Raw genomic sequence first — 22,596 nt, forward strand, 5'->3', positions numbered from 1 at the left:
GTTCGGTTTGTTACCTGTATCCGCTTTCGATTGCCTTCATGACGCCAGCCTCCTTGCCCTTCCCTTTCCGTCTCGCCTGCCTGCTCGCCGCGCTCTCCTGCGGCACCCTCCACGCCCAGGAGCGCGGCAAGGCCGATGAACCCGGCTTCGTCGGCCTGCCCAGCACCGGCCAGCTCGATGCCAGCCGCGTGCTGGCCGAGCGCCATGGCGCGCCGGACGACGCAGCGCCGGCGGACAAGGGCAGCAAAGAGAAAGACAAAGAGAAAGCGAAGCCGGCGCGCGGGCCAGCCGAACCCGCGGCCGCCGTGGCGCAGCCAGCCCGGAAAAAATTTGCCGTGCCCGCGGGCGGTATCACCGGCGTCGTCATCGAGAGCACCGCGCGCGAAGACCAGGCCAAGGTTCCGCTGACCTTCGGCCAGGTGTTCGCGCCCGGCGACCTGCCGCGCGGCGCCGGCCTGGCCGGCAAGCTGGCCGACGGCACCCTGCTGCCGCTGCAGCTGGACGTCAAGGCGACCCACCCGGACGGCTCGGTGCGCCACGCGGTCGTCTCGCTGGTCCTGCCGCGCCTGAACGCCGGCAAGGAGCTCGGCCTGGCCCTGGTCAAGTCGGCAAAAAAGGCGCCGGAAGCCGCCAAGCCGGGCGCCGCGCCCGACACGGTGGTGAGCATGGTCGTCGACGGCGAGCGCTACACGGCGTCGAGCGCCGCCCTGCTGAAGGAACAGAAAGCGCAGGTGTGGCTGCAGGGCCCCGTCGTCACCGAGCTGGAGGTGACGGCGCCCCTGAAGAATGCAAAGGGTGTCGAGCATCCGCACCTGGCGGCGCGCTTTGCGATCCGGTCCTACGCGGGGACGCGCAATGCGCGGGTCGACGTGGTCGTCGAAAACGACTGGGCCTATGAGCCCGACCCGCACAACATCAGCTACGACGTCACGATCACGGCAGGCGGCAAGCCGGTCTACGAGAAGCGCGACATGCTGCACTACCACCATGCGCGCTGGCGCACCCTGGCCTGGACCGGGGAGGCGCCGGCCCTGCACCTGCGCCACGACAGCGGCTACCTGATCGATTCGCGCGCGCTGCCGAACTACGACCGCTCGGTCGTGGTGCGCGACAGTACGCTCGCCGGGCTGGCGGCAAGCTGGAACGGATCGAAAACCGAACCGATGGGCGTCGGCCTGGCCGCGCCGAAAATGCCGGGTCCCGGCGGGCGCGTCGACATCGGCCTGCTGCCCGGCTGGGCCGCGGACTACCTGCTCAGCATGGATGCACGCGCGAAGTCGGTCACGCTGGGCACCGCCGACCTGGCCGGCAGCTGGTCGATGCACTACCGCGACAAGAAAACCGGCCTGCCGGTCAGCCTGCTCGATTATCCGTTCATGACGCTGGCCGGCCATCTCAGCGACACGCGCAATCCGAAGACCGGCAAGTTCGAAGCCTTTCCCGCCTGCCGCAAGGACATGTGCGCGACTCCGTACGTGTCCGACGTCTCGCACCAGCCGGGCCTGGTCTACCTGCCCTACCTCGTCACCGGCGACCATTACTACCTGGAAGAGCTGCAGTTCTGGGCCATGTACAACGTCTTCGAGACGAATCCCGGTTACCGCAAGGATGCCCAGGGCCTGCTGGCGCCGGAGCAGGTGCGCGGCCAGGCCTGGAGCCTGCGCACCCTCGGCCAGGCCGCCTACATCACGCCTGACGGCCATCCGCTCAAGCGCGCCCTGAACACGATCCTGGACAGCAACCTGTCCTGGTACAACGCCACCTACACCGACAATGCGCAGGCCAACAAGCTCGGCGTCATCGTCAACGGCTATGCGGTCGTCTACAAGAACAAGGTCGCACTCGCGCCCTGGCAAGACGACTTCTTCACTGCTGCCGTGGGATACGTGGCGGAACTCGGCTTCAAGAACGCCGAGCGGCTGCTCAAGTGGAAGGCGCGTTTTCCGATCGGCCGGATGACGGGCGATGGCGTGTGCTGGATGGCTGGTGCGAACTACACCTGGACGGTAAAGCCAGGCCCCTCGGCGCCCCTGTTCGAATCGATCGGGGAATCCTACGCCGCCACCGTCGGGCCGGACATCGCGGCCCTGCCCTGCGCCAGCGAGCGGCTGGCGGCGGCGCTGAAGCAGAAACCGGGCGACATGGGCGGCTATTCCGCCGAGCCGGCCGGCTTCCCCTCGAACATGCAGCCGGCCCTGGCTTATGCCGCCAATGCCGGCGGCGCGGCCGGCCGCAAGGCCTGGGCGCAGTTCATGGCACGCAGTGTGAAGCCCGATTACGGCGTGAGCCCGCAGTTCGCGATCGTGCCGCGCTGACCGGGAAACGATTACAACATGTAACCGCGGTTGCATTGGCGCGGGCGCTGGCGCATCTTGGTCGAACAATAAATCGACAAGGTCCTGACATGAACCGCGCGTCCGCCGCGCTGCCCGCCCTGGCAGCCGTTTCCCTCCTCCTCGCCGCCTGCAGCACGGGGGGCAGCCCGCCGCAGCCGCACGAAGCGGCTGCCAGGGCCACGGCCGGCGCGCCGCCGGCGCCTGCACAGCGGCGGGTGGACGTCACCGGCGCGCGCAACACCTCGGCGGACAAGTTCACCTATGCGCCCGCGCCGCTGCCGATGGCGTATGGGTTCACCATGCTGCAACTGCCGGGCGTCGACAAGTTCCCCGACGCGCAGGCGAACAAGTCGATCCTGGTCGAGGAGCAGCCCGTCTCCACCTTCAGCACCGACGTCGATACCGCTTCCTGGGCCTTCGTGCGGCACCAGCTCAATGCCGGCCGCCTGCCGCCGGCGGCCGCCGTGCGGGTCGAGGAAATGGTGAATTATTTCCCCTACAGTTACGTCCTCCCATTCAGCCGCACCCAGCCCTTCGCGGTGACGACCGAGGTCATGCCGAGTCCGTGGAAAGCGGAGAACCAGCTGCTGCACATCGCCGTGCGCGGCTTCGACATCAAGGCGGCCGAACAGCCGCCGATGAACGTGGTGCTGCTGGTCGACGTGTCCGGTTCGATGCGTCCGCAGGAGCGCCTGCCGCTGCTGAAACAGGGCTTCCACCTGTTCGCCGAGCGCCTGCGCCCGCAGGACCGGGTAGCGATCGTCACCTATGCCAACGGCACGGCGGTGGCACTGGAACCGACCACGGGACAGGACAAGCAGACCATCCTCGACGCCATCGACGGCCTCGACGCGCGCGGCGGCACGGCCGGCAGCGAAGGCCTGCAGCGCGCCTATGCGATGGCCGAGCGCCACTTCGACAAGGGCGCCGTCAACCGCGTCATCCTCGCCACCGACGGCGACTTCAATGTCGGCATCACGGACCCGCGCGAGCTCGAGAAATTCGTCGCCGACAAGCGCAAGAGCGGCGTCTACCTGTCGATCCTGGGCGTCGGCAGCGGCAACCTGAACGACGCGCTGATGCAGCGCCTGGCGCAGTCGGGCAACGGCAACGCGGCCTACATCGACTCGCTGCTGGAAGCGCGCAAAGCCCTCAGTGAGGAACTCGGCTCGACCATGTTCCCGATCGCGAACGACGTCAAGATGCAGGTCGAATTCAATCCGGCGCAGGTCGCGGCCTACCGGCTGATCGGCTACGAGACGCGCATGCTGGCGCGCCAGGATTTCAAGGACGACAAGGTCGACGCGGGCGACATGGGGGCGGGCCACACGGTCACCGCGATTTACGAGATCACGCCGGCGACGGCAAGCGGCAAGCTGGTCGATCCGCTGCGCTACGGCGGCGCCAAAAAGCCTGCTTCCGGCGCGAAGAGCGACGAACTGTGTTTCGTGCGGGTGCGCTACAAGCTGCCGGGCGAGTCGAGCAGCCGCGTGGTGGAGCAGCCGGTGCGCGCCGGGTCAGTGCACAAGACCCTGGCCTCGGCGCCGCTGGACCAGCGTTTTGCGGTGGCCGTCGCCGCCTTCGGCCAGCGCCTGCGCGGCGAGCCGCAAGTGGCGGACTACAGCTATGCCGATATCGCCGAGCTGGCGAACGGCGCGCGCGGTGTCGACGCGGAGGGGTATCGCGCCGAATTCGTGAAGCTGGTGCGGATGACGGAGGCGCTGGGCAAGGCGGGGCAGTTCGGGCAACCGTAGGGTGGGCGGCTCCACCCGGGCGGCAATGAGCACGCGACGTCAATGCCGCCCACGCGTTCAACGCACCGGTGCTGCTCCTCCTTATTTTCCAGTCTTTGCGCCGGCTTCGAACCAGGCGCCGACCTGCGCACGTTCGGCGTCGGTCATGTTGGTGAGGTTCGCCAGCGGCATGGCTTTCAGTTGCACGCTCTGCTGATAGATGCGCGCCGCGTGCTGGGCGACGCGTTCCGGCGAATCGAGCATCACGCCCGCCGGCGCGGTGGCAAAGCCGGGCTGGGTCGGGTGCGCCGAATGGCAGGCCACGCAGCGCTGGTCGACGATGGCTTTCACCTGCGTGAACTGGGCGGCGGTGTCACTGCCGGGCTGCTGCGCAAGGGGCGCTTTCGGTGCGATCAGCACCGCCAGCACGGCCAGCAGCGCGACGCCCGCCGCCGGATATTTCCACTCGATGCGGCCCTTGTGGCGCAGGTTGAAGAAGTGGCGGATCAACACGCCCGCCGCCATGATCACCGCCAGCACGGCCCAGGCGTGTTCGTGGCGGTAGGTCATCGCATAGTGGTTGCTGATCATGAGGAACAGCACCGGCAGCGTGAAATAGTTATTGTGGACCGAGCGCTGCTTGGCGCGGATGCCATGGACCGGATCGGGCTTCTGGCCGGCCATCATCGCATTGACCATCTTGCGCTGGCCGGGAATGATCACGTGGGCGACGTTGGCCACCATGATGGTACCGATCATCGCGCCGATGTGCAGGTAGGCCGCGCGTCCGCTCAGCAGGTGCGTCAGCACATACGCGCTGCCCACCAGGAAGGCGAAGATCACGACGCCGAAGGCCAGGTCGCGTTTGCCGAGCGGCGATTTGCACAGCAGGTCGTAGACCAGCCAGCCGACGACCAGGCTGCCCAGGCCAATGCCGACGGCCTGCCAGCTGGTGAGCTCAAGCACGCTGCGATCGACCATCATCGCCTGCGCGTTCAGGTAGTAGACGATGAACAGCAGCGCAAAGCCCGACAGCCAGGTCGAATAGGCTTCCCACTTGAACCAGTGCAGCTCCTTCGGCAGTTCGCCTGGTGCGACCAGGTATTTCTGCGGGTTGTAGAAGCCGCCGCCGTGCACGGCCCAGAGTTCGCCGGCGACGCCCTTGTTCGCCAGCTCCGACCCCGGCGCGGGCGGCTTGATCGTGTTATCGAGCCAGACAAAATAAAAGGAGGCGCCGATCCAGGCGATGCCCGTGATGATGTGCAGCCAGCGCACGAGCAGGTTGAGCCATTCGAGGCCGTAGGATGCCAGGGGTCCGAACACGTCCATGCAGAGTCCTTGTCGCGTTATTGGTAGTGGTAACCGAGTGACGATAATCCGATTTCATTTTGTACAACATGAAAGATATCGTATATTCGACATACGCACTCGTATATAACACGCACATGGCCGCCCTCCCCCAGCACCTGGATATCCACCTGATCCGTATCCTCTACCTGCTGCTGGTGGAGAAGAACGTCTCGCGGGTGGCACTGAAACTGAACCAGCCGCAGCCCTCGATCTCGGCCTCGCTGCGCAAACTGCGCGAACTGACGGGCGATCCGCTGCTCGTGCGCGGCGCGCGCGGCATGGTGCCGACCCAGCACGGCGAGAGCCTGCTCAAACCCGCCAAGCGCATCCTCGACGAAACCGAGAGCCTGTTCGTCAAGAAGTCGGCCTTCGTGCCGGAAGAAGCGGCGCGTACCTTCCACATCGCCGCGCCCGACTATCTCGATACCCAGTTCCTGCCGAATGTCGTCGCCGCGGTGCGCCGCGGTTCGCCCAACAGCCGGGTCGCGATCCATGGCATGGGCGCCGGCGCCGACTACCTGCGCATGCTGTCGGACGGCGAGATGGACCTGGTGATCGCCAACTGGGACGAGCCGCCCGCGCACCTGCACATCTCGAAACTGTTCGAAGACCCGATCGTCTGCACCATGCGCGCCGACAGCCCGTACGCGCGGCGCACCGCAAGCGACGCGATGACCATCGAAGACTACCTCGGTTTGCCGCACGTGGCGCCCTCGCAGACGCTGCCCGGCTACCACGGCGTGATCGACTCCTTCCTCGCGCGCCAGGGAATGCATCGCAAGATCGCGGTCGAGTCGCCCTATTTCGGCTTGATTCCCTACATGCTGACCCAGACCGACCTGGTGCTGACCACCGGCCGCCAGTTCATGCGCTCGTACGAAAAGACGCTGCCGCTGAAGACATTCACGATGCCCCTGAAATTCCCGCCGATGCGTTTTTACCAGCTGTGGCACCAGCGCGTGCACCAGTCGTCGGAACACAAATGGCTGCGCGACCTGGTCAGCCAGGCGGCGCGGGCGCTGGTGCAGAAGTAGCGATCGATTTCCTGCGCCGCTACCCGGTGTCAATGCTCAGGCGGCCGTTTTTGCGGTGCCGGGAAGCTTGCCGCGGACGGTCAGTGCGATGGACAGGGCGATGGATGTCAGCAGGAGCGAGCCGCTGAACATGTGCCCCGGCTCTCCCCTGCCTGCGCCATCGGACGTACCGAAGACGACATCGATGGCGAACATCGACGCGAACCAGAGCGCGACGGCGTACAGGGCGCACAGCGCGACCAGCTTGAAGGGATTGCGTTGCGACGCCCTGGCGGCCGGTGCGGCACGCGGTACACCGCACACCGGACAGCCTCCGGTACCGTCATGCAGGTCACTCGCACAGCCCGGGCAATAAACCATGTCCATATTCGCTCCTCATCGGTGTCGGGTCGAGGTGAGTCAGTGTGCGAAAGAAGATGACGTGCCTGGGGGATCAGGGTACTGATTGCTGTCATTGGGAAATCAAAGGCGCTCGCATCCAGATCAAGCAAGCACAATGATCGGACTTCGGGCAGCGCGCCGCAAGGACCGCACGCGAGCTATGTTGGCCGTCGCGTAACGTAGGGTGTGGCCGGGCCGCGCAGGCACTTGTGCCCACGCGGTGCAGCGTTTGATATGACGCGACGGCGCCAGGGACCGCGTAGGCAGCGTCCGCGTCAAGGGGTGCGACGTGCAAATGCCGTACCGCGTGGACTCAGGAGTCCACCCTACGTTACGCGACGGCAAACAATAAGGACGCCTATCGCCTGGCACGCCGCGCCAGCACCAGCGCGATCCCGCCCAGGATCGCCAGCGACGCCAGCACCAGCCGCCAGCTCAGCGGCTCGGCCAGGAACAGCACCGCGCCGAATGCGGTAATCAGCGGCACCGACAACTGCACCGTCGCCGCGCGCATCGCCGTCAACCCGCGCAGTGCCGTGTACCAGAGGGCATAGCCGACGCCGGAGGTGACCACGCCCGACACGATGGCGAGCACGATGCCGCGTGCGTCTGCGTGGGCATGGCCGGCAAACGGCAGCCACAGGACGAAGGCCAGCGGCGCCGCGCGCAGGAAATTGCCGGCGGTGGCGCGCAGCGGATCGGGCGCGCCGCGTCCGCGCAGCGAATACACGCCCCAGGCCGCGCCGGCCAGCGCCATCAGCGTGGCGCCAGGCAGCGGTGGCGCGCTCACCCCGGGCAGCACCAGGTAGACCAGCCCGGCGGCTGCCAGTCCCAGGCCGCACCAGGCCGTCGGGGCAAAGCGTTCGCCGCCCCGCAGTGCCGCGCCGAACATGGTCAGCTGGACCGCGCCGAACAGGATCAGCGCCCCGGTGCCGGCCGCCAGGCCGACATAGGCGAACGAGAAAAAGGCGACATACGCGAACAGCATCGCGGCCGACGTCCAGTCGCCGCGCACGCTCGTCTCGTGGCCCGCGCGCAGGCGCACGATGAGCGCCAGCGCGAGCGCGCCGGACACCACGCGGATCGCGCCGAAGCTGGCGGGATCGATGCCGCCGCGCGCCAGCGCCAGGCGGCACAGCAGCGAATTGGCGGCAAACGCGAGCATCGCCGCGGCCGTGAAGGCGAGCGTGGCCAGCTGCGGCGGTAATCTTTCCAAGGGCCTGTACCCCATCAAATTTGGCACTGCTGCACGTCAGGCCGCCTGGCCGAAGCCGGCGCCGGTGCCGCTTACTCGTCGTCGCGCGGCGGCGCACGCTTCGCCGTCGCCCGGCTCTTGAGCCAGTCCCGTCCGCCCGCGTTCAGCGCGCGGGCGACGACTGCCGGCGGCAGGCTGTACACGGTCGCCCAGGTTGCGCGCCCGTCCGCCCCGTTCGACGGAAAGCTGTTCGTTTCGATCGGCCAGTTGTACTTGCGTTTCAAGGTGCGCACGATGGCCGCCAGCGTGACGCGGCCGCGCAGCGGCTCGGCGCCGGTCTGGTCTTCGTCCGACAACAGCACGGCCAGCACGGCGCCGCGCGCGGTCAGCGGACCGGGAAAGGTAGGGGTTTTGCTCGGCATGCCGGCATTTTAGCCAAGTTTTCACAAGGCCTGTGCACGCTGGCAAGCCATGAACACGCCCCCTCCTTCGCTGCCTGATGCGTCAGGCGTTTGCTTCGTCCCCGGCCGCCAGTGCGCGCTCCGCCACGCCGGCGCGCTCCAGCATCGCATGCAGCAGCACATTGCAGCCGGCCTCCAGGTGCGCCGGCTGCGCATCCTCGATCTCGTTGTGGCTGATGCCGTCCTTGCAGGGCACGAAGATCATGCCCGACGGCGCCACCCGGGCGGTATAGATGGCGTCGTGGCCGGCGCCCGAGACCACGTCCATCGTCGAGTAACCGAGCTTGCTGGTCGCGGCGCGCACGGCGTCCACGCAATCCGGGTGGAAGGGACATGGCGGGTAGTAGGACACACGCTCGATCTCGATGCCGAGGCCGGTGTCCGCGCGTGTTTTCGCGACAAAGGCCAGCATTTCCTCGTGCATCGTGTTGAGCAACGCGTCGTTCACGTTGCGCAGGTCGATGCTGAATTTCACCTGGCCCGGGATCACGTTGCGGCTGTTCGGGAACACCTGCACCATGCCGACCGTGCCGCGTCCGTAGGGCGGATAGCGGTTCGCAATGGCGACCACTTCCTGCATGATGGTGGTCGCCACCTGCAGCGCGTCGCGGCGCAGGCCCATCGGCGTCGGGCCGGCGTGGGCTTCCATGCCGGACACCGTGCAATCGTACCAGGACAGGCCCATCACGGCGGGCACCACGCCGATCACCTTGTCGGCGTCTTCCAGTACCGGGCCCTGCTCGATATGGGCTTCGAAATAAGCGCCGATCGGGTGCCGGCCGGGTTCCTCGGTGCCGAGGTAGCCGATGCGTTCGAGTTCCTCGCGCACGGTTTTGCCGTCGACGTCTTTGGCGGCATAGGCCGTCTCGAGGCTGAAGGCGCCGCAGAAGACGCCGGAACCCATCATCACAGGCACGAAGCGCGAACCTTCCTCGTTGGTCCAGAAGGCGACTTCGATCGGGGCTTCGGTGACGATGTGCTTGTCGTTCAGGGTGCGCACCACTTCGATGCCGGCCAGTACACCGTAGTTGCCGTCGAACTTGCCCCCGGTGGGCTGGGTGTCGACGTGGCTGCCGGTGACGATCGGGGGCAGGCTGTTGTCGCGGCCGGCGCGGCGCATGAAGACGTTGCCGATCTTGTCGACGGTGACGCTCATGCCGGCTTCACGGGCCCAGCCGACGACCAGGTCGCGGCCCTGGCGGTCAAGGTCGGTCAGGGTGAGGCGCTTGACGCCGCCTTTGGGGGTGGCGCCGATCCGGGCGAGCTCCATCAGGGAGCTCCACAGGCGTTGGCCGTTGATGCGCAGGGTGTCGGGCATGGTTTCTCCAAATAGCGGTGTAAATCGGAGCGCGGTACGCAGGCGTGCGTTGAACGCGCGGGCGGCAGAGCCGCCCACGCTACGGGTTCATGCCTGCGTCGTGGTGAATGCAGGCCGGTCGATGTGGCGGCCGGCGCCCTCTTCGGCCCGCAAATCGCCGCGTTCGAAGACGAGCTTGCCGGCGGCGATCGTGTGGGTCGGGATGCCGCGCACGGTGCGGCCTTCGAAGACGTTGAAGCCGCCCTTCGCGAACTGGGTTTTGCTCGATATGGTCCGGGTGCCGTTCGGGTCCCAGACGACGATATCGGCGTCAGCCCCGGCGGCGATCACGCCCTTTCTCGGGTACATGTTGAAAATCTGCGCTGCATTGGTCGAGGTGACGCGCACGAACTCCGAGGGCGTCAGCGTGCCCGCATTGACGCCCGCGTCCCAGACGATGGCCATGCGTTCCTCCACGCCGCCGCAGCCGTTCGGGATGCGCGTGAAATTGTCCGCGCCCGCGGCCTTTTGTTCGGCGCAGAAGGTGCAGTGGTCGGTCGCCGTCGTGTGCAGGTTGCCGCCGCGCAGGCCTTGCCACAGCGCCGCCTGGTGATGCTTGCTGCGAAACGGGGGGCTCATCACGTGGCCGCGCGCGAAGTCGTCGTCTTCGCTCGCGTACACGCTGTCGTCGATGACCAGGTGCCCGGCGAGCGCTTCGCCATACACGCGCTGGCCCCTGGCGCGGGCGAGGGTGATGGCGTCGAGCGACTCGGCGCAGGACACGTGCACGATATACACCGGCGTGCCGAGTACCTTGGCGATCGCGATGGCCCGGTTCGCCGCTTCCGCCTCCACTTCCGGCGGGCGCGACAGCGGGTGCGCCCTGGCGCCGGTGATGCCCTTTTGCAGCAGCTCCTGCTGCAACTGATAAACCAGCTCGCCGTTCTCGGCATGGACCGTCGGGATTGCGCCCAGTTCCAGCGCGCGCCTGAAACTTTTCACGAGGGTCTCGTCGTCGGCCATGATCGCGTTCTTGTAGGCCATGAAGTGCTTAAAACTGTTCACGCCATGCTCGCGCACCAGGGTGCCCATGTCCGCATGCACCGAGTCGTCCCACCAGGTCACGGCCACGTGGAAAGTGTAGTCGCCGGCCGACTTCCGCGCCCAGCCGCGCCAGGTGCGGTATGCCTCCATCAGCGACTGTTTCGGGTCGGGGATGACGAAGTCCATGATCGTCGTCGTGCCGCCGGCCAGGCCCGCGGCGGTGCCGGTAAAAAAATCATCCGCGGTGACGGTGCCCATGAAAGGCAGCTGCATGTGGGTGTGGGTGTCGATCCCGCCCGGCATCACATACTGGCCGCCAGCATCGATGACGGTGGCGTTCGCGGGCGCGTCGATGCTCTCGCCGACGGCCACGATCTTGTCGCCGAAACAGAGCACGTCGCCGCGGAAAGCACGGTCGGCGTTCACGATGGTGCCGCCGCGGATAATCGTCGTCATGGACACTCCTTTGTCAGGTGGTGGGGATCAGGTCGAAGGCTCAGGTGGAAGCGTCGGCCGCCATGCGCACTGCCTGGGCCGTGCGGCCCTTCATCATGAGGCCGTACACGACGGCGGCAATGACGACGCCGACGAACCAGGCGTAGGTATAGATCGCCTTGAAGGCCTCGCCCACGTGCGGGAACGAGGCCGGCAAGGCGGCGTTCAGGAAGCCCGGCAGGTTCGGCAGCACGCCGGCGGCAAAGGCAACGATCGCGGCGATGTTCCAGCCGCCGCGATAGGTGTACACGCCTTTATCGCGGTACAGCTGGTCGACGTCGAGCTCCGTCTTGCGGATGAAGTAATAGTCGATGATCATGATGCCGGCGATCGGTCCGAGCAGGGCCGAATAGCCGGTCAGCCAGATGAAGATGTAGTTCTGCGACGACTCGAGGATTTTCCACGGCATCATCGCCAGCGCGATCCCGGCCGTGATGTAGCCGCCGACGCGGTACGAGATCTTCTGCGGCGACAGTGCGGAAAAATCGTAGGCCGGGCCGACCAGGTTGGCGGCCAGGTTGACGCTGGCGGTATCGATCAGCAGGATCAACAGGGCGACCAGCACCGCCACCCCCGTCATGCGGCTGGCGACATCGACCGGGTCCCACAGCGCCTTGCCGTACAAGACAATCGTGGCCGAGGTGACGGTCACCGCCAGCGCCGCCAGCAGCGCCATCGGCAGCGGCAGGCCGAGCGACTGGCCGACGACCTGGTCGCGCTGGGATTTGGCGAAACGGGTGAAGTCGGGGATGTTCAGCGCCAGCGTGGCCCAGTAGCCGATCATGGCCGTCAGCGACGGCCAGAAGACGCTCCAGAACATGCCGGCTTTCGGTCCGCCCTCGACGAATTTTGACGGCTGGTCGAGCAGCGGCCCGAAGCCGCCTATCTTGTTGTAGACCCAGCCGAGCAGCACGAAGCAGATCGCGATCTTCAGGGGCGCCGTATAGGTCTCTAACTTGCGGATCGATTCCATGCCATGCACGACGAAGTACATCTGGATGGCCCAGAAGGCGAGGAAGCAGGCCAGCTGGCCGGCGTTGATGCCGAGACCAGGGAGACTGGCGCCGCCCACGGGGCCGCCGAGCAGCACGCCCAGCAAGGTGTAGATCATGCTGCCGCCGAACCAGGTCTGGATGCCGTACCAGCCGCAGGCGACGATCGCGCGCATGAGCGCCGGCAGGCGCGCGCCGCGCGTACCGAACGAAGCGCGCGCCAGCACCGCGTAGGGAATGCCGTATTTGGTGCCGGCATGGCCGATCAGGAGCATCGGCAGCAGCACGATCACGTTCGCGAGGAACACCGTGACCACTGCCTGCCAGGCCGACATGCCGCTTTCGATCAGGCTCGACGCGAGCATGTAGGCGGGAATGCTGATCACCATCCCGACCCAGAGCGCCGCAAAGTGATACCAGCGCCAGGTGCGCTGCGCGGCGCTGGTGGGCGCGAGGTCGTGATTCCAGAGTTCGGCGCTGACAGGGTGTTGCGTCACAATATTGCCTTTCCAATTGGGTTGATTCTTGCGTGCGACCCAGTGTAGCGCAAACGTCAGTACGGGCGCGAGGGGAAAAGCCCCCCGCGCCCGTCGTATGAACTCAGGCAGGTTCGATGACTGCCGCCGCTCCCGCCACGCTGGGCGCGGGCTGGATTTCCGCACGCGGGTTGCGCGCATCCTGGGTCCAGTTCATGTAGGGCTTGCCGGTCTCCTGCGGCAGCATCGCGATGCAGGCCTCGACCGGACAGGTGATTTCGCACAGGTTGCAGCCGACGCATTCGTCGCGAATCACCTCGTAGCGGCGCGCGCCCGTTTCCGTGAGCAGCTGCGCAATCGCCTGGTGCGAGGTGTCTTCGCAGGCGACGAAACACTTGCCGCAGCCGATGCATTTGTCCTGGTCGATGTGGGCAATCACCTGGTAATTCATGTCCAGGTATTTCCAGTCGGTGGTGTTCGGCACGGCTTTGCGCGAGAAGGCGGCGATGTTGGCGTAGCCTTGGGTGTCCATCCAGCGCGACAGGCCATCCTTCATCTCCTCGACGATCCGGAAGCCATGCAGCATCGCCGCCGTGCACACCTGCACCGAGCCGGCACCGAGCGCGATGAATTCGGCCGCATCTCTCCAGTTGCCGATGCCGCCGATGCCGGAAATCGGCAAGCCGCTCGTCGCCGGGTCGCGCGCGATCTCGGCCACCATGTTCAGGGCGATCGGTTTCACGGCCGAACCGCAATAGCCGCCGTGGGTGCTGGCGTTGCCGACCGCCGGGAAGGCGATCATGCGGTCGAGGTCGAGATGGGTGATCGAATTGATCGTGTTGATCAGCGAGACGGCATCCGCCCCGCCGGCCAGCGCCGCGCGTGCCGGGGCGCGCACGTCGGTGATGTTCGGCGTCAGTTTGACGATGACCGGCAGCCGCGTGTGCTTCTTGCACCAGGCGGTGACCATCTGCACGTAGTCGGGCACCTGCCCCACCGCCGCGCCCATGCCGCGTTCCGGCATGCCGTGCGGGCAGCCGAAATTCAGTTCGATGCCGTCGGCGCCGGTCGCTTCCACCAGCGGCAGGATCGCGGCCCACGGCGCTTCCTCGCAAGGCAGCATCAGCGAGACGATCATCGCGCGGTCCGGCCAGGCTTTTTTCACGGCCGTGATCTCGCGCAGGTTGATGTCCAGGCTGCGGTCGGTGATCAGCTCGATGTTATTGAAACCGATGACTTCGCGGTTCTTGCCGTAGTGGGCGGAGTAGCGCGAGGAGACGTTCACGGCCGGCGGGTCTTCGCCCAGTGTCTTCCAGACCACGCCGCCCCAACCGGCCTCGAAGGCACGCACGACGTTATACGCCTTGTCGGTCGGCGGCGCCGACGCCAGCCAGAAGGGATTGGGCGATTTGATGCCGCAAAAATCGATGCTCAGGTCGGCCATGCTGCCTCCGCTGCAATGTCGTTGTGGATCGCCAGCGCGGCCAGCTTGCCATGCTGGACCGCTTGCACCGTCAGGTCCTGCCCCAGCGCGACGCAGTCGCCGCCGGCGTAGATGCCGGGTACTTTGGTGCGCAACGCGCCGTCGACCACGATGCGTTCGCCGTCGCGCCACAGGCCCTGGGCCAGGGTGTCGAGTTCAGGCGGCGGCGCCATCGCCTGGCCGATCGCCTTGAACACGGCATCGGCCGCGATCTCGATAAAGGCGCCGGTGCGCGCCAGGCGTCCTGCGTCCATGCGGGTTTCCTCGAACCGCATGCCGTTCACGCGGCCGGCCTCGTCGAACAGCACTTCCAGCGGCGACGCCCAGGTTTTAATCCGCACGAAATTGGTCTTGGCGATCTCGATCTCGTGGCCGGTCGCGCTCATGGCGTCGAAACCGCGGCGGTAGACCAGGGTCACCTCGTCGGCGCCGAGTCGCTTCAGCTGCACCGCCATGTCGATCGCGGTGTTCCCGGCGCCGATGACGATCGCGCGGCGCGGCACCGGGAGGGTCGACAGGTCGCCCGCCTGGCGCAGCGCGGCGATGTAATCGGTGGCGGCGAGCAGGCCCGGGGCGTCTTCGCCCGTCAGGCCGAGGCGGCGGCTGGCCCCCAGGCCGAGGCCGAGGAAGACGGCGTCGAAGCGCGCGTGCAGGTCGTGCAGTTGCAGGTTGTCGCCCAGCGACTGGCCGTACTGGATGTCGATGCCGCCGATGGAGAGCAGGAAATCGACTTCCTGCTGCGCGAAGTCGCCGGGCAGTTTGTATTTGGCGATGCCGTATTCGTTCAGGCCGCCGGCCTTTGGTTTGCTCTCGAACACCACGACATCGTGGCCCAGCATGGCAAGGCGGTGGGCGCAGGACAGGCCTGCCGGCCCGGCGCCGACCACGGCAATCGTCTTGCCGGTGGAGGGCGCGCGCGCGAACGGGTGACCGGCGAAGCGCGCGTTGTCGACGGCATGGCGTTGCAGCAGGCCGATTTTGACGGGCTCGCGCTCGGCGTAGTGGTTGCGCACGCAGGCGTCCTCGCACAGGATTTCGGTCGGGCAGACGCGGGCGCAACTGCCGCCGAAGATGTTTTGCTTGAGGATGCCGAGGGGCGGCGCCGTTGATGTTCTGGTCGTGGATGTTGCGGATGAAGCTGGCGACGTCGATGCCGGTGGGACAGGCACGCATGCAGGGGGCGTCGTAGCAGTAGAGGCAGCGGGCTGCCTCGATGGCGGCCTGGCGTGCTGTGAGCGGCGGCGCCAGGTCGGTGAACTGGGCCGCGAGCGCGCCGTGCGAATCGGCTGCCGGTGGCAGGTGCTGGAGAGTCTCGATCATGTGCATCCCTGGTGTTTGTTGGAGTGCTGGTGTTCGACTGCTTCGTACCTTGCTTTTGTAGCGTGGGCGCTTGTGCCCTTCCCTGTCGGTCAGGGCGCTTCGCGGGCGAGCAGCATGCTGCCCGAATTCCCCGCTACGCCCCACGCGGTGATACCTACCCTTCGATTTGTCGTGTGGCTGATCTTGTTATAACTATCACCGCGTGGGCGGGGGACCGCGGGGCCGCCGAGGCCCACCCTACGTCCCTCTGCTTGAGGTAATCGCCATCGCCGGATACCGCCAACACGACGCACACGTCCGCGTGGGCACGGGGCGCCCACCCTCCGGTCATGTACGCGTGCCGGGTTATTTCATCTGCGGGAACGCGAACTCGACGCCGGAGCTCGCCGTATTCGGCCAGCGCTGCATCACGGCCTTGTGGCGCGTATAGAAACGCACGCCTTCGGGGCCGTAGGCGTGATGGTCGCCAAACATGCTGCGCTTCCAGCCGCCGAAGCTGTTGAAGGCCATCGGCACCGGCAGCGGGACGTTGACGCCCACCATGCCGACCTGGATCTGGCGCACGAATTCGCGGGCCACGCCGCCATCGCGGGTGAACACGGCGACGCCGTTGCCGTATTCGTTGGCGTTGATCAGCTCGACCGCGCTGCCGATGTCCGGCAGTCGCACCACGCACAGCACCGGCCCGAAAATCTCTTCCTGGTAGATGCTCATCTCGGGCGTCACGTGGTCGAACAGGGTGCCGCCGACGAAGAAGCCGTTTTCAAAACCGTCGACCTTGTGGCCGCGGCCATCGACGACGAGCGTCGCGCCCTGCTCCACGCCTTCGCCGATCAGGCGTTCGATGCGCTGGCGCGCCGCCTGCGTCACGACCGGTCCCATTTCGGCACCAGCGCTCATGCCCTCGCCGATCTTCAAGTTCTTCGTGCGCTCGGCCAGCGTGGCCACCAGCTTGTCGCCAGCGTCGCCGATGGCCACGACGACCGAGATCGCCATGCAGCGCTCGCCCGCCGAACCGTAGGCGGCGCCGATCAGGGCGTCGACCGCCATGGTCATGTCGGCGTCGGGCATGACGACCATGTGGTTCTTGGCGCCGCCCAGGGCCTGCACGCGCTTGCCGTTGGCACTGCCGCGCGCATAGATGTATTCGGCGATCGGGGTCGAGCCGACAAAGCTGATCGCCTGCACGTCGCGGTTATCCAGCAGCGCATCGACGGCGACTTTATCTCCCTGCACCACGTTGAAGACGCCGTCCGGCAAACCCGCCTCCTTCAACAGCCGCGCATGCAGCAGCGAGGGCGACGGATCGCGCTCCGACGGTTTTAATACGAACGTGTTACCGCAGGCGATCGCCACCGGGAACATCCACATCGGCACCATCACCGGAAAATTGAACGGCGTGATGCCGGCTACCACGCCCAGCGGCTGGCGCATCGCCCAGGCGTCGATGCCGCGCGCGATCTGGTCCGTGAATTCGCCTTTCAGCAGTTGCGGGATGCCGCAGGCGAATTCGACGACTTCGATGCCGCGCGCGACTTCGCCCTGCGCGTCGCTGAAGGTCTTGCCGTGTTCGCGCGTGATCATGGCCGCGAATTCGTCGGTGTGCTGCTGGCACAGCTGCAGGTATTTGAAGAGGACGCGCGCGCGCGCCAGCGGCGGCGTGGCGGCCCAGGCCGGAAACGCGGCTTGCGCGGCGAAGACGGCGGCGTTGACTTCGTCGACGCTGGCCAGCGTCACGCGGGCGCAGGGCTCGCCCAGGGCCGGGTTGAACACGTCGGCATAGCGCTCGCCCGCGGTGTCGACGACGTGGCCGCCGATGAAGTGACCGATGACGGGGGAACTGAGTTCGGGTTGATTCATGTGTTGTCTCTTCTAGTCCAGGTTCTTCAAAACGGTGGCCAGCTTGCCGAACAATTCGTCGATGTGCTGTTTCTCGAGGATGAGGGGCGGCGACAGCGCAATGATGTCGCCCGTGGTGCGGATCAGGATGCCGTCGGCAAACGCCTTCTTGAATGCCTGGTAGGCGCGCGCGCCCGGCTTGCCCGGAATCGGTTCGAGCTCGATGCCGGCGATCAGGCCGATGGTGCGCAGGTCGATCACGTGCGGCAAGCCTTTTAATGCATGCACCGCGTCTTCCCAATAGGACTGGATACCCTTCGCATGCGCCAGCACCTGCTGGTCCCTGAACACCTCGAGCGTGGCCAGCGCGGCGGCGCAGGCGACGGGGTGGCCGGAATAGGTATAGCCGTGGAACAGTTCGATGCCCGCGGGCGCTTCCATGAAGGCGTCGTGGATGAACTTTTTGCTGAACACCGCGCCCATCGGGATCACGCCGTTGGTCAGCCCTTTCGCGGTCGTCATCAGGTCCGGCTCGACCTCGAAATAGTCGGCCGCGAACGGCGTGGTGAGGCGGCCGAAGCCGGTGATGACTTCGTCGAAAATGAGCAGGATGCCGTGCCTGGTGCAGATCTCGCGCAGGCGTTTCAGATAGCCTTTCGGCGGCACCAGCACGCCGGTGGAGCCGGAGACCGGCTCGATGATGACGGCGGCAATGGTGGAAGCGTCGTGCAGCGCGACCAGGCGCTCGAGTTCGTCCGCCAGCTCGGCGCCGAAATCCGGCTCGCCGCGCGAGAACGCGTTTTTCAGCAGGTTGTGCGTGTGCGGCAGGTGGTCGACGCCGGGCAGCAGCGGGCCGAAACTCTTGCGGTTGGAGCCGATGCCGCCCACGGACAGGCCGCCGAAGCCGACGCCGTGGTAGCCGCGCTCGCGCCCGATCAGGCGGGTGCGCCCGCCTTCGCCGCGCGCCTTGTGATAGGCCAGCGCGATTTTCAGGGCGGTATCGACCGCCTCGGAACCGGAGTTGGTATAGAAAACGTGGCCGAACTTGTGGCCGGTGTAGTCCATCAGCTGCTCGGCCAGGTCGAAGGCGGCAGGATGGCCCATCTGGAAGGTGGGGGCGAAATCGAGCTGGCCGATCATCTCGCGCACCGCACTCACGATCTTCGGCTGGGCGTGGCCGCAAGGCACGCACCACAGGCCGGCGGTGCCGTCGAGGATCTGGTTGCCGTCCACGTCCTTGTAGTACATGCCTTCGGCCGAGACCAGCAGGCGCGGATTGGCCTTGAAGTCGCGGTTATTGGTGAAAGGCATCCAGAAGGCGGACATCGATTCGGGTCTGGACTCGTTCATGCAGGCTCTCCCTTGTTTGCAGCCAATTGTTGATATTTCTTGGTCTGAATGGCAAAACGATGAGGCAATCGTGCGCGTCCGCGCGGCGAATGTAAAGCCGCGGAACTTTTACGCTGGCCGGTCTGGCCCGAGGTCGTTGCAAAAATGCAAAAGAACCTGCCGATCCGGTAATATAAACGCGCGCCGTGATGCCGTCATATCAATTTGCGTATATGCGAAGTCAGCGGCGGTAAACAATCATGCTAAATCACCGGGCCGACAGCCAGTGTGAGAATGTCAACGCGTTTGATATAACGCAAACTCAGCCATCGCGGGTAAGCGCGCAATGCTGACTGGAGACCGCCATGCCCGAACCGATGCCGCCCATCCTGACGACCGAGCGTTTGACCTTGCGCCCGCTGCTTGAGGGCGACGGCACCGCCCTGTTTGCCATCTTCTCCGACCCGGAAGTGGTGCGCTATTGGTCGCGCAGCGCCTGGACCGACATGGCCCAGGCCGACGAGATGCTCGCCGCCGCCATGCGCGACTATGCCGACGGCAGCGGCCTGCGCTATGGTATCGTGGTCACGGCGACAAACGAACTGGTCGGTGTCGCCAGCCTGTTCGCCTTCAGCCGCGACAACCGGCGCTGCGAAACCGGCTATGTGCTCGGCAGCCGCCACTGGGGCCGGGGCTATGCCAGTGAAGCACTGGAACCGGTGATCGCGCACGCATTCGGCGCGCTCGGCATGAACCGGATCGAGGCCGACGTCGATCCGCAGAACATCGCGTCGAGCCGGGTGCTGGAAAAACTGGCGTTTCGCCTCGAGGGCAGCATGCCGGAACGCTGGATTGTCCATGGCGAAAAGGCCGATACCGCCTTCTATGGCCTGCTCAAGCGCTATTGGGATGCGCGCGCGCCGTCCCGTTCGTCGGTTGCCGCTGCCGGTTAGCCCATGAAATGCGCGCTTCGTCGCAGTACCCTCGCCGGCATTTGCTGCCCGGGATACAGTGCTTCCATCGACACCCCACCACGAGGAGCACAGACATGAAAACGACCACTTTCCGATCCTTCGCCGCCGAACTCGAAGATGCCGCCGCGGGCTGCGTGCGTTTCTTTCGTGGCGGCCTGCGCACCTTCTCCGCCCTGCCCTGGCCGGCCCTGCTGCTGGCCGCGGTACTGACCGCCTGCGCGATCGCCGTCATCCCGACCGCCCTGATGCTGTTCGCGATCTTCCTCGCCATCAAGTACGCGGTGCTGGCGATCAATGGCGACAAGACCACCCCAATCGAGGATTGAACATGCAAGCCAGCCAGATCAACCAGGCACTCGATTTCTTGCGCGACGCTGGCAGGGAAGCGAGCAAGCTCGGTTGGGCATTTTTCGACTGGCTGGCCGTCGTCGCATGGCGCCAGCTGGCCGTCACCTGGCTGCTCGCGCTCGTGTTCTTCGGCATGGTGAACATGCCGGAACCGGCGGCCTGGTACATCTTGGTGTCGTTCGGCATCAAGGTGGCGGCCGGCGGCAAGCGCCGCGCCGAACTGGTGGCGAAAGACGCAACCTTGAAGGCCGAGGTCGCCACACTGGAGCGGCGCCTGACCGAAGCGCAAATGGCGGCCCTGCAGGCTCAGGTCGAGCCCCACTTCCTGTTCAACACCCTGGCCCTGATCGGCCGCCTGATCGAGACCGATCCCGTCGAAGCGGCCAAGGTCCACGCCCACCTGATTTCCTACCTGCGTTCGAGCCTGCCGCAGATGCGCTCCTCCGGCGGCGCGACGCTCGGCAAGCAGCTCGAGCTGTCGCGTGCCTATCTTGCCATCATGCAGGCAAGGATGAAGGAACGGCTCGCGGTGCGCTTCGAGGTGCCTGACTTCCTCGGCAGCGCACCCTTCCCGCCGATGATGCTGCAAACCCTGATCGAAAACGCGATCAAGCACGGCCTGGAACCGAAGATCGCAGGCGGCACCATCACGGTACGTGCCCGGGTCGACGTCGCCACCCTGGTCGTCGACGTCTGCGACGACGGCATCGGCATCGACCTGCACGCCGACGACGGCGTCGGTCTCGCCAACATCCGCGAACGCCTGCAGCTGCTCTACGGCACCCAGGCCGAGCTGGTGATCGAAGCGCCCCCAGGCGGCGGCGCCTGCGCCTCGGTGCGCATTCCGTACAAGATGATGGAGGGAGCATGAGCAGTATGACCGGCGCCGTCACCGCCCTGATCGCCGACGACGAAGCCCCGATGCGCGAGCAGTTGCGTGCGCGCCTGGCGGAAGCCTGGCCCGAACTTGAGGTCGTCGCCCTCGCCTCGAACGGCATCGAAGCCGTCGAGATGGCCGCGCGCTACCAGCCGCAGATCGCCTTCCTCGACATCCGCATGCCCGGCATGGGCGGCATCGAGGCAGCGCGCCAGCTGTACAACCGCTGCCATATCGTCTTCGCCACCGCCTATGACCAGTACGCCGTCGACGCCTTCGAGCACGGAGCGATCGACTACCTGCTGAAACCCGTCACCGCCGAACGCCTCGCCACCACCTGCGAGCGCCTGCGCAAGCGCTTGCAGCAAGCGCCCCAGGACATCGGCGCCCAACTGGCCCAGCTCGGCAGCCTGCTGCAGCAGGGCACGCCGCCCAAGCGCCCCTACCTGCGCTGGATCCAGGCGCAAGTGGGCGGCAGCCTGCGCATGGTGAGCACGCGCGAAATCCTGTTTTTCCAGTCCGACGAAAAATATACGCGGGTGCAGACGGCCACGGCTGAACTTCTCATCCGCAAGACGCTCAAAGAACTTGCGGACGAGCTCGACCCCGACGAATTCTGGCGCATCCACCGCTCGACCCTGGTTCGGGTGGATGCGATCGCCGAAGTGTCGCGCGACCTGCGCGGGCGGCAAATGCTGAGGGTGCGCAATTATCCGCAGGAGCTGGAAGTGAGCCGGAATCACTCGCATCTGTTTCAGCAGATGTGATTTTTTATGCTGACCGGCATACGGCCGGTTATTTTTGCTTCTGGAGAATGCGATGTCGGCGCGACCTTCAACTGTTGTCCCTTGCCTGCGTGCACGGACCTCGAGGGCACGTCTGGCGTATCGGGACTGGCGATCCGCTTCGCGCGGGTGGCTGACCCGCTTGGCACGCATCATTCTGCTTATTGTTCACCCTCAAGGGAACCATGCTCGCACTCCGCCCCAACTGCCAATGCTGTGACCGCGACATCGTGCCCGATTCGCGCGATGCGTTTATTTGCAGCTTCGAATGTACTTACTGCCGCGACTGCGCCGAGGGCGAACTCGCCCTCGTCTGCCCCAGTTGCGGGGGCGAACTGGTGCGGCGCCCGGTGCGTCCTGCCGACGCCCTCCTGAAATTCCCGGCACGCGCCGAGCGTACGCCAGTCAAGCGGCGCGCTATCGAAACCAAGGCCAGCTGAACCGTCGAGAGGAGCCGTCATGTCACGCGCAGTGCATTTCGAAATCCACGCAACGAATCCGCAGTCGCTCATCGACTTCTATTCGAATTTGTTTGGCTGGTCGTTCAGCAAGTTCCCGGCTGGCGAGTACTGGATGATCAATACGGGGCCGGACAGCCAGCCGGGCATCAATGGTGGGCTGTTGCCGCGGCCGGGGCCAGCGCCGGGGCCGATGGCGTCGCCGAATGCGTTTGTGATTACGGTGGATGTCACTGATCTGGATGCGTCGCTCGCGAAGGCCTTCGGTGGCGGTGCGGTGATATGCGTGCCGAAGATGGCGATTGCCGGGGTTGGGTGGCTGGCTTACGTGAAGGATCCGGATGGGAATATATTTGGGATGATGCAGATGGATGCCGGGGCGGGTTGAG

The 22,596-nt window shown here is 66.0% G+C and carries 19 protein-coding genes and 1 pseudogene; 9 read left to right on the forward strand and 11 right to left on the reverse strand.

Annotation, left to right across the window (positions count from 1 at the left end; all coding sequences use genetic code 11):
- Window positions 1-38 precede the first annotated feature (38 nt).
- The gene (locus tag AC1MEM_RS22890) at window positions 39-2,315 is read left to right on the forward strand and encodes a hypothetical protein (RefSeq protein ID WP_499474386.1); all 2,277 of its coding nucleotides are present in this window, start codon (window positions 39-41) and stop codon (window positions 2,313-2,315) included.
- Between the two features lie 89 nt (window positions 2,316-2,404).
- Window positions 2,405-4,090: a vWA domain-containing protein gene (locus AC1MEM_RS22895; RefSeq protein WP_499474387.1), complete on the forward strand. Its 1,686-nt coding sequence runs from the start codon at window positions 2,405-2,407 to the stop codon at window positions 4,088-4,090.
- Window positions 4,091-4,171: 81 nt separating this feature from the next.
- Here the strand turns inward: AC1MEM_RS22895 and AC1MEM_RS22900 are convergent, their stop codons facing one another.
- Complete coding sequence (locus AC1MEM_RS22900; RefSeq protein WP_499474388.1) at window positions 4,172-5,398, reverse strand: urate hydroxylase PuuD; 1,227 nt, start codon at window positions 5,396-5,398, stop codon at window positions 4,172-4,174.
- A gap of 116 nt (window positions 5,399-5,514) precedes the next feature.
- Here AC1MEM_RS22900 and AC1MEM_RS22905 point away from each other — a divergent pair, with 116 nt between their 5' ends.
- Window positions 5,515-6,453, forward strand: coding sequence for a LysR substrate-binding domain-containing protein (locus tag AC1MEM_RS22905; RefSeq protein ID WP_499474389.1), 939 nt, complete (start codon window positions 5,515-5,517; stop codon window positions 6,451-6,453).
- 36 nt (window positions 6,454-6,489) lie between these two features.
- On the opposite strand, the gene AC1MEM_RS22910 is transcribed toward AC1MEM_RS22905, so the two are convergent.
- The 10 genes and pseudogenes from AC1MEM_RS22910 to aptA all read right to left on the reverse strand — a co-directional run bounded on the left by AC1MEM_RS22910 (window position 6,490) and on the right by aptA (window position 18,786).
- Entirely contained in the window at window positions 6,490-6,819 is a 330-nt protein-coding gene (locus AC1MEM_RS22910) for a hypothetical protein (RefSeq protein WP_499474390.1), read from the reverse strand.
- 373 nt (window positions 6,820-7,192) lie between these two features.
- Complete coding sequence (locus AC1MEM_RS22915) at window positions 7,193-8,065, reverse strand: DMT family transporter (protein WP_499474391.1); 873 nt, start codon at window positions 8,063-8,065, stop codon at window positions 7,193-7,195.
- Between the two features lie 56 nt (window positions 8,066-8,121).
- The gene (locus tag AC1MEM_RS22920; RefSeq protein ID WP_499474392.1) at window positions 8,122-8,451 is read right to left on the reverse strand and encodes a hypothetical protein; all 330 of its coding nucleotides are present in this window, start codon (window positions 8,449-8,451) and stop codon (window positions 8,122-8,124) included.
- An 82-nt stretch (window positions 8,452-8,533) separates the two neighbouring features.
- Window positions 8,534-9,808 (reverse strand): Zn-dependent hydrolase, encoded by a 1,275-nt coding sequence (locus AC1MEM_RS22925; RefSeq protein WP_499474393.1) that lies wholly within the window; start codon window positions 9,806-9,808, stop codon window positions 8,534-8,536.
- A gap of 87 nt (window positions 9,809-9,895) precedes the next feature.
- Window positions 9,896-11,287, reverse strand: a complete 1,392-nt coding sequence (hydA, locus tag AC1MEM_RS22930) for a dihydropyrimidinase (RefSeq protein ID WP_499474394.1) — start codon at window positions 11,285-11,287, stop codon at window positions 9,896-9,898.
- A 40-nt stretch (window positions 11,288-11,327) separates the two neighbouring features.
- Complete coding sequence (locus AC1MEM_RS22935) at window positions 11,328-12,815, reverse strand: NCS1 family nucleobase:cation symporter-1 (RefSeq protein ID WP_499474395.1); 1,488 nt, start codon at window positions 12,813-12,815, stop codon at window positions 11,328-11,330.
- 103 nt (window positions 12,816-12,918) lie between these two features.
- A complete protein-coding gene (gene preA / locus AC1MEM_RS22940; protein WP_499474396.1) occupies window positions 12,919-14,238 on the reverse strand; it encodes an NAD-dependent dihydropyrimidine dehydrogenase subunit PreA in 1,320 nt (439 codons plus the stop codon).
- Window positions 14,226-15,597: pseudogene (locus AC1MEM_RS22945) on the reverse strand (NAD(P)-dependent oxidoreductase). The gene preA and the pseudogene AC1MEM_RS22945 overlap by 13 nt, the downstream one beginning before the upstream one ends.
- Window positions 15,598-15,942: 345 nt before the next feature.
- Window positions 15,943-17,457 carry a CoA-acylating methylmalonate-semialdehyde dehydrogenase gene (locus tag AC1MEM_RS22950; RefSeq protein ID WP_499474397.1) on the reverse strand — a complete coding sequence of 505 codons (1,515 nt, stop codon included), beginning with the start codon at window positions 17,455-17,457 and terminating at the stop codon, window positions 15,943-15,945.
- Between the two features lie 12 nt (window positions 17,458-17,469).
- Entirely contained in the window at window positions 17,470-18,786 is a 1,317-nt protein-coding gene (gene aptA / locus AC1MEM_RS22955; RefSeq protein WP_499474398.1) for an omega-aminotransferase AptA, read from the reverse strand.
- A gap of 344 nt (window positions 18,787-19,130) precedes the next feature.
- On the opposite strand from aptA, the gene AC1MEM_RS22960 reads away from it, so the two are divergent.
- The 6 genes from AC1MEM_RS22960 (at window position 19,131) to AC1MEM_RS22985 (ending at window position 22,595) form a co-directional block, all read left to right on the forward strand.
- Complete coding sequence (locus AC1MEM_RS22960) at window positions 19,131-19,718, forward strand: GNAT family N-acetyltransferase (protein WP_499474399.1); 588 nt, start codon at window positions 19,131-19,133, stop codon at window positions 19,716-19,718.
- A gap of 95 nt (window positions 19,719-19,813) precedes the next feature.
- A complete protein-coding gene (locus AC1MEM_RS22965) occupies window positions 19,814-20,065 on the forward strand; it encodes a hypothetical protein (protein WP_499474400.1) in 252 nt (83 codons plus the stop codon).
- Window positions 20,066-20,067: 2 nt separating this feature from the next.
- The gene (locus tag AC1MEM_RS22970; protein WP_499474401.1) at window positions 20,068-20,958 is read left to right on the forward strand and encodes a sensor histidine kinase; all 891 of its coding nucleotides are present in this window, start codon (window positions 20,068-20,070) and stop codon (window positions 20,956-20,958) included.
- A 5-nt stretch (window positions 20,959-20,963) separates the two neighbouring features.
- Window positions 20,964-21,731, forward strand: coding sequence for a LytR/AlgR family response regulator transcription factor (locus AC1MEM_RS22975; RefSeq protein ID WP_499477741.1), 768 nt, complete (start codon window positions 20,964-20,966; stop codon window positions 21,729-21,731).
- 203 nt (window positions 21,732-21,934) lie between these two features.
- On the forward strand, window positions 21,935-22,189 hold the full coding sequence (locus tag AC1MEM_RS22980) for a DUF1272 domain-containing protein (protein ID WP_499474402.1): 255 nt from the start codon (window positions 21,935-21,937) through the stop codon (window positions 22,187-22,189).
- A gap of 19 nt (window positions 22,190-22,208) precedes the next feature.
- Entirely contained in the window at window positions 22,209-22,595 is a 387-nt protein-coding gene (locus AC1MEM_RS22985) for a VOC family protein (protein WP_499474403.1), read from the forward strand.
- Window position 22,596: the final 1 nt, after the last annotated feature.

This window comes from Telluria sp. AIW5 (genome assembly GCF_056680575.1).